5 protein-coding genes are annotated in these 7,476 nt (G+C 75.4%); 2 read left to right on the top strand and 3 right to left on the bottom strand.

Annotated features, from left to right (window positions below):
* Positions 1-474, top strand: a 474-nt coding sequence (locus TR48_RS37775; RefSeq protein ID WP_236652518.1) for a ricin-type beta-trefoil lectin domain protein, incomplete at its 5' end; no start/stop codon positions are given.
* Positions 475-538: 64 nt separating this feature from the next.
* Here the strand turns inward: TR48_RS37775 and TR48_RS37780 are convergent.
* The 3 genes from TR48_RS37780 to TR48_RS37790 all read right to left on the bottom strand — a co-directional run bounded on the left by TR48_RS37780 (position 539) and on the right by TR48_RS37790 (position 4,312).
* On the bottom strand, positions 539-2,728 hold the full coding sequence (locus TR48_RS37780) for an ATP-binding protein (protein ID WP_236652519.1): 2,190 nt from the start codon (positions 2,726-2,728) through the stop codon (positions 539-541).
* 47 nt (positions 2,729-2,775) lie between these two features.
* Positions 2,776-3,441, bottom strand: coding sequence for a Pvc16 family protein (locus tag TR48_RS37785; protein WP_042375351.1), 666 nt, complete (start codon positions 3,439-3,441; stop codon positions 2,776-2,778).
* Between the two features lie 211 nt (positions 3,442-3,652).
* Positions 3,653-4,312 (bottom strand): helix-turn-helix transcriptional regulator, encoded by a 660-nt coding sequence (locus TR48_RS37790; RefSeq protein WP_042375353.1) that lies wholly within the window; start codon positions 4,310-4,312, stop codon positions 3,653-3,655.
* A gap of 288 nt (positions 4,313-4,600) precedes the next feature.
* Here TR48_RS37790 and TR48_RS37795 point away from each other — a divergent pair.
* Positions 4,601-7,476 (top strand): ATP-binding protein (locus tag TR48_RS37795; RefSeq protein ID WP_084730100.1); only part of this gene is annotated, 2,876 nt, incomplete at its 3' end.

Raw genomic sequence — 7,476 nt, forward strand, 5'->3', positions numbered from 1 at the left:
GGCGGGAGCGGTGGCGGCGGCGGCCGGCAGACGCCGGCGGCCGGCAACGGAACGGGCGTCGAGCTGGTCGGGCGGGGCTCCAGCCGCTGCATCACGGTGACCGACGGCGCCGCGGAGGGCGGCAAGGACGGCAAGCCGCTGGAGCTGTGGGACTGCAGCGGAGCGGTCTGGCAGAAGTGGACCTTCGTCCTGGACGGGACGCCGGACAACCGCGGCACGATCCATTCGCTGGGCCTGTGCATGGACGTCGCCGGCGCCAACACGGCCGACGGCACCACGGTCCAGCTGGCCAACTGCAACGGCGGTCCGGCCCAGGTGTGGACCCTGAACACCACGCAGGGCGGCGACCTGGTCAGCATCCTCGCCAACAAGTGCGTGGACGCGGCCTACCAGGGGACGGGCAACGGGACCAGGCTCCAACTGTGGGACTGCAACGGCCAGTCGAACCAGAAGTGGGTCCAGGCCAAGCCCTGAGCCAGGGTGCCCCGGCCAGCACGTCGGGGCGGAAGGCGCGCCTGGTGGCGGACGAAGGCGTCCGTCACCAGGCGTTGTGCTCGTCCAGGACCAGGCGCCCGGCCTTGCGGTACTCCCGCTGCGCGCCGGCCATCAGGTCGGCGTCGGTGACGGCCTCGCCTCGACCGGCGGCGGCGTAGGCGGCGGTGACCACCGCGCTGCGGATCGAGCCCCCCGCCAGCTCGAACTCCCGGGCGCAGCGCTCCGGGTCGATGCCGGGGACGCACGGCACCGACACGAGGCTGTGCCGCCACAGGGCCAGCCGCTGCGCGGCGTCGGGGAAGGGGAAGTCGACCACCAGGTCGAGGCGGCGGGTGAAGGCGTCGTCGATGTTGGCCCGCAGGTTGGTGGTCAGCAGCGCGATGCCGTCGAAGGACTCCAGCCGCTGCAGGAGGTAGGCGCTCTCCAGGTTGGCGTAGCGGTCGTGGGCGTCCTTGACCTCCGAGCGCTTGCCGAAGACGGCGTCGGCCTCGTCGAAGAGCAGCACCGCGTCGGTGCGGTCGGCCTCGGTGAAGATCCTCTCCAGGTTCTTCTCGGTCTCGCCGATGTACTTGTCGACGACGGAGGAGAGCTGCACCACGTAGAGGTCCAGGCCGAGTTCGGCCGCGACGACCTCCGCGGAGAGCGTCTTGCCGGTGCCCGAGTCGCCCGCGAACAGAGCCAGCACTCCCCGCCCCCGGCCGCCTCCGGCACTGAGTCGCCAGTCGCCGAGCACGCGGTCACGGTGCCGGGCGCGCAGCGCGAGCTCGCGCAGGTGGGCCAGGGGCGCCTCGGGCAGCACCAGATCGTCCCAGGTGACGGCGGGCCGGATGCGGCGGGCGTGCTGCTCCAGACCGGAGGCGGACTGCTGCCGCGCGGCGCGCCGCAGGTGTGCGGCGGACAGCGGGATGTCCTCGAACGCGGCCCATTCCCGTGCGGCGTCAGCGGCGCGTCGGATGTGCTCGCCGCCGAGCCGGTACGGGGCGACGACCTCGGCCAGGTCGGCGGCCAGTTCGTCGGCCGGCTCCGCCGCCTGCTCCTCCCCCGCGTCCCCTTCTCCCGGGCCCCCGGCCGCGCCCGCCATGCCGAGGGCAGCGGACCAGGCGTCCAGGCCGCCGGAACGCTGCCGGGGCGCGTCGAGCACCAGCGGGTCGCGGTCGCCTTCGCACCACTGCGGATCGTAGGCGGCCGTCCCGGCCAGCAGCACGGGGACGTCGCGGACGGTCAGCGCGCGCACGAGCGGCCCCGGCCTCTCGGGCAGCGGGGAGACCACGAGGGCACAGCCGCGCAGCCTGGCCTCGCGCAGCAGCGCGGGGAGCTCGTGGTCGTCGTCGTGGCGGGACGACTCGCGGCCGTGGTCGCGGCCGGGGTCGTGGGAGTCGGCGGCGGGGACGGACGCGGGGCCGTGGGCGCGGGGCGTGTAGTGCAGGGCCTCCAGGCCGGCGGCGCGCAGCGCGGCGGCGGCGCAGGCGAGTCCGTCGCCCTCGCGGTGCTCGCGAAGGTAGGCGACGACCGGTCCGGCGGCGAGGCGCTCGGCGAGGCGCTCGGTCAGGGTGTCGTCCTGCGGGCTGGCGAGCGGGGCGGCCAGCGGCCGCGCGCGGCCGTCGAGCACGGGGGCCTGGGTGTCGTCACCGAGCAGATGGGCGACGACCCGGTCCGGCACGCGCAAGGAGCGGCTCAGGAAGGGGCGTTCGGGCTCGTCGACACGGAGCAGGCCGAACGCCGTCGCCGGGGCGGCCGGGTGGAACCGGGCGCGCGCCTGGGCCGAGTGCACGGGCAGGCCGCAGAGCTCCAGGGCGAGGCCGACGGTGGCGCGGCGGCGGCTCACGTCGTCGTTGAGGTAGCCGTAGAGCGGCTCGAAGGCGCGTTGCAGGTCGGGGGCGAGGGCGATGAGCAGCAGCTCGACGTCGAGCGCGGTCAGCCCCAGCCGGACGGCGAGCCGGTGCAACCGGTCGACGCCGCCCGTCCGGGCCGTCCGGGCCTCCTCAGGGGGACGCGTAGGCGTGAGCGCGGCGGCACCGGCCTCCTGGCGCGCGTCGGCGCGCCGGAGCAGATGGCGGACGGCGTCCGGGGAGAGGTAGAGACCCCGCAGCGGGTCGTCGGCGGTGGGGTCGTCCGCGCTGCGGGCGGCGACCAGTCGCGCCACCCGCGCGCGCAGCAGGTCGAGCCGGGCGAGCAGCGGGGCGGAGTCGTCCGCGTCGGACACGCTGACGGCGAACGCGTCCGCGTCGGGCACGTTCACGGCGGGCTCCTTCACGTCGGACGCGTTCGCTGCGGGGGCGTTCACGCCGGGGCCGCCGCCGGGTCGCCGTCCTCCCCGATACGCCCCGACAGGTGCCGCGGCGGGTACTGACGTTCGGGCGAGTCCTCGGTGGCGCCGTCGATGCCGCGCACCCGCACGCCCAGCTCGGTGACCGGCGGCCCGGCGTCGTACTCCGGGTAGGAGAGCATGGGGACGGTGACCACCACGTCGATGGAGGGCTTGAGTTCGCCGCCGAGCGCGGACCAGATCTCGGCGGTGGAGCGGGCCTCCGTGCCCAGCGCCGCGACGGCGAGCGGCACGGTCAGGCCGAGCGCCGCGAGCGACCCGGTCAGCTCCTCGGGCGGCAGGAGTTCGCGGGGCAGCAGCGTGGCGAGGATCGCGGAGAGCATCCTGTGCTCGTCCTGCGGACGCTTGGTCCAGGCGGTGACGAGGTAGGCAAGCCGGAACCAGCGCGGCGGCTGGCGCCGGCGGACGGTGACGCCCTGCTCGTTCCTGACCGCGATCGCGCCGCGTTCGCGCCGCCGGGTGTCCTCGCGAATGTCGTAGAGATAGCAGTCGATGGTGGGGGCGTTGCGCCGGGCCGCCCAGTCGCGGGTCGGCGCCTCGAAGGCGATCTCGACGCCGCTGCCCGTCAGAGCGCCTCCGGTCAGCAGTGACCTGAGGACCTCGTCCACCTCGTGGATCACTGCCGCGCCCTTCACTTGCCGTCTGTCACGTACTGCCACGTATTGCCACGCTCGGGCCGCCGTCGCCGCCGGATCCGTCTCCCGACCGTCGGGCACACGGCGTACCCGGTGGCCATCCTGCCGCTCCACCGGCGTGCCCCGGCAGGCGTCCTGGGGACGTTTCGAGGGCATTCCGTGTTGCCCTGGGGGGCATTGGTACGCGCCCCAACTGTCAGATGTAGCCTTCCCTCAGGGCATAGGCCACGGCATGAGCGCGGTTGCGGAGTTGGAGCCGTGTCGTGAGTCCGTGCATCACGTTCTTGACGGTTCGTTCGGAGTACGAGAGCTTGCTGGCGATTTCCCCGGTGTCCATCCCCTCGGCGACCAGCCGGACCACGTCGACCTCACGCGGCGCCAGGCCGTGCACGGGAGCGTCGGACGAGCCCGAGGCGCCGCGGTGCATGGTGCCCACCTGGATCATCAGCCTGCCCAGCAGATCCGCGGGGAGGTCCCCGTCGCCCCGGGAGGCGGCGAGCACGGCCTGGTGGAGCCGGTGCCCGGTGGCCTCGCGTCGCCAGACGATGGCGCCGACCCCGCACTCGATGACCTGGAGCAGCTCGGCCTCGCGGACCGCGGTGGCGACCAGGACGGCTCGCGTGTTGTCGGTGCGCGCGAGACGCCGCAGCGAGGAGAGCGTCGGCTCGTCCGGCGCCTCGGCGACCAGCACCGCCACCGCGCCCGCCCGCCCGCTGACCGTGTCGACCAGCTCGACGCCCGGCTGTGTGCGCAGCTGACTGCGGACCCCGGCCAGCGAGATCGGGTCATCGGCGTACACGGCGACCGGGATCCCGCCGACGACGTCCGTCGCCCCGGAACACGTGCGCACCATCATGACCCACCATCCTCACGTTCCTCACGTTCCGGGCCTGATGACCGATTTGACGAAGATGACCCAGATGAAAGCCAGCCTCCGGTGAACCGAACCACCTCCGCAATCGTGGATAACCACGGGATCAGCCACGAGCGCCCCCGGGACGAGCACCACGAGCCGCACCACGAGAGGCACCACGACAAGCACCACGCGCTACCCCACGAGCCACACCACGAAAGGCACCACGACACCCACCACGATGTCCACCGCGCCATCGAAGACGGCTCCGCGGCCCTCCAGGAGGATCCGATGACCTCGACCGGCACGCACCTCGGCGAGGGGCCCCTGTGCGAACGTGAGGACGCCCTGCGGCTCGTGGCCTCGGAGATCAGGCGAGCCCGCTCGGGCTCCGGGCGGCTGGTGCTGCTGCGCGGGGCCACCGGCACGGGCCGCAGCGCGCTGCTGGAGACGGCCGCCGCGCAGGCCGCCGCGCAGGGTCTGCGGGTGCTGCGGGCCCGCTGCTCCGCCGAGCGCCGCGATACCGGGTTCGGCGGACTGCGCCACCTGCTGGAGCCGGAACGGAGCGAACACGACGGGCGGTGTGCTGAGACGGCGTTAGACGGACTCGCCCCCGCGCGCATCGCCGAGCGGCTGTGGCGGCTGCTGCGCGACCGGGCCGCCGCGGGGCCTCTGCTGCTGGCGGTCGACGACGTCCACCTCGCCGACCCCGCCTCCCGGCGGTTCCTCACCGAGGCGGCCCGGCGGCTGGATACCCTGCCGCTGCTGATCGTGGTCACCGAGCGGGGCCAGTACGATCTCGCCGCACCGGCGCCGGGGCTCGCCCACACCCTGTCGCCGACGCTGGTTCGCAGCCACGTCCTCGCGCCGCTGAGCCGCGCCGCCGCCGAGGCGTTGGTCCGCGACCGCCTGGGCGAGCGCACCACCGCCGCGTGGGTCGACGGCTGCCTGTCCGCTTGCGCGGGCAACCCGCTCCTTCTGCGTGCCCTGTTGGATGACATGAGCGCGCCTACGCCAGCCGATGCCGTTCCGGTCGGCTTCCCGCAGACCTGCGCCGACCTGTACCCCGGCGCGTACGCGGCGGCGGTCACCTGGTGGTTGGAGAGCGCGGGCCCGGAGACCGCCGCCGTCGCCCGCGCGTTGGCCGACCTGACCGGGACGGAGTCGGTCGCGGGCTGTCCGCAGGAGGCCTCGGCCGACGTCGACCTGGTCGCCGCCGTGGCCGGCGCCGACCCGGCCCGGGCGGCGGGCTGGACGACCGCCATGCTCCGACTGGGACTGCTCCGCGAGGACGGGGAGCGGGGGCCGGTGCGCTTCGCCCACCCGCTGCTGCGCGACGCCGTCCTGGACGGCTGGCGGCGCGCCGAACGGCAGGCCGCCCACCGCGAGGCCGCCGCCTTCCGGCAGCGCCGCGGCGACCCGGCCGAGGCAGTCGCCGCCCACCTGCTGCGCACCCCCGCCACCGGAGCCCCCTGGGCCGTGGACTCGCTGCGGGACGCGGCGGCCGCGGCCGTCCGCACCGGCCGGACCGGCGACGCGGTGGCGCTGCTGCGCCGCGCGCTGGAGGAACCGGCCCCGCGGGCGCGCCGCGCCGAGGTGCTGACCGAGCTGGGCTCGTTGGAGTTCGCCTCGCGGCGCGGCACCGGCATACCCCGGCTGACCGAGGCGGTGCGGCTGCGCGAGGAGCCCGGCGAGCGGCTGCAGGCCACGGTGGCGCTCGGCCACGCACTGGCCCGGCGCGGCGAGGCGCGGGCCGCGGTCTCCCTGCTGCACGACCTGGAGGCGGGCGGCTCCCTGGGCGGCCAACCGGTGCTGACCCGCGCCGCCCGCCTGGCCTCGGCACTCCTGTCCGACCACGACCGGGAGGTGCGGCGGGAGGTCTACGACGAGCTGCGCGAGAACGCCGACCGCACGCCGACGCCGCTCGGCCCCGCCGAGCGGGTGCTGCTGGTCCGCTACGAGGCCACCGCCGGACTGCTCTCCGCCGACGAGGCCATGCGCCGTGTCCGCGCCCTGCTTGCGGCCACGGAGGACCCGCAGTTGATGCCCTATCTGCTGGGCACGGCCGCCGTCGTGGCGCAGTGGGCCGACGCCCTGGACGAGGCCGAGCGGCTGGTCCGGCAGGCCCGGTCCGGGTACCGGCTGCCGCCGCTCCACCCGATGCAGCTGTCGCTGCGCGACATCCAGTGGGACATCGCCGCAGCCCGCGGCGACCACGCGCGGCTGCTGGCCGAGTTCGAACGCCACGAGGGCGGCGAGAGCGGCAGGCGCGGCGAGGGACGCACGGGACGCGGGGGCCACGAGGGACGCGGGGTGGACCGGCCGGGCAACCTGCCGGCGCACGCGCTGGTGGCGCTGGTGGAGACCGGCCGACTGGCCGCCGCCGCCCGGCTGGCCGCCGACGTCGACGTCCGCGACGCCCACGACACCTGGGAGTTGAACCGCTTCCTGTATGCGCGCGGCGTGCTGCGCGCGGCCTCGGGCCAGCTGACAGAGGCAGTCGACGACTTCCTGGAGTCCGGCCGCCGCCAGACCGCACGCGACGTGCTCAGCCCCGTGGTCACGCCGTGGCGGTCGGCGGCGGCCGAGTGCCTGCTCGCGCTCGGCTCACCGCAGACGGCCCTGCCGCTCGCCGAGGAGGAGTACCGGCTGGCGGAGGTCTGGGGCACCCCCCGGGTCCTCGGCCGCGCGCTGCGCGTGCTCGGCGCGGCCGGCAACGGCCGCCGGGGCCTGGAGCTGACCGCTCAGGCAGTGGAGACGCTACGCGGCCGCGGCGCGGAGACCGAGCTGGCCGCCGCGCTGCTTGCCCAGGGCCGCAGGCTCACCGCCGCGGGGCAACGTCTCCAGGCCCGCTCGCTGCTCCGCGAGGCCGCAGCCGTCGCCGAACGCGCGGGCTCCGTCCGCCTGCTGGGGCAGGCGGAGCAGGCGCTGCGCACCGGCAGCCCCCGCCTCCGCGCCTCCCATCACAGCGGCGTCGACGCGCTCACCGAGAGCGAGCTGCGCATCGCCCGGCTCGCGGCCGACGGCCGCACCAACGCGGAGATCGCCGCCCTGTTGCACCTGGCCCGGCGCACCGTCGAGACCCACCTCACCGCCACCTACCGCAAGCTGGACATCCGCAGTCGCACCGAACTCCCCTCCGCCCTCGACGCCGCCCCACCCTCCCG

Source organism: Streptacidiphilus neutrinimicus, from assembly GCF_000787815.1.
Lineage (GTDB): Bacteria > Actinomycetota > Actinomycetes > Streptomycetales > Streptomycetaceae > Streptacidiphilus > Streptacidiphilus neutrinimicus.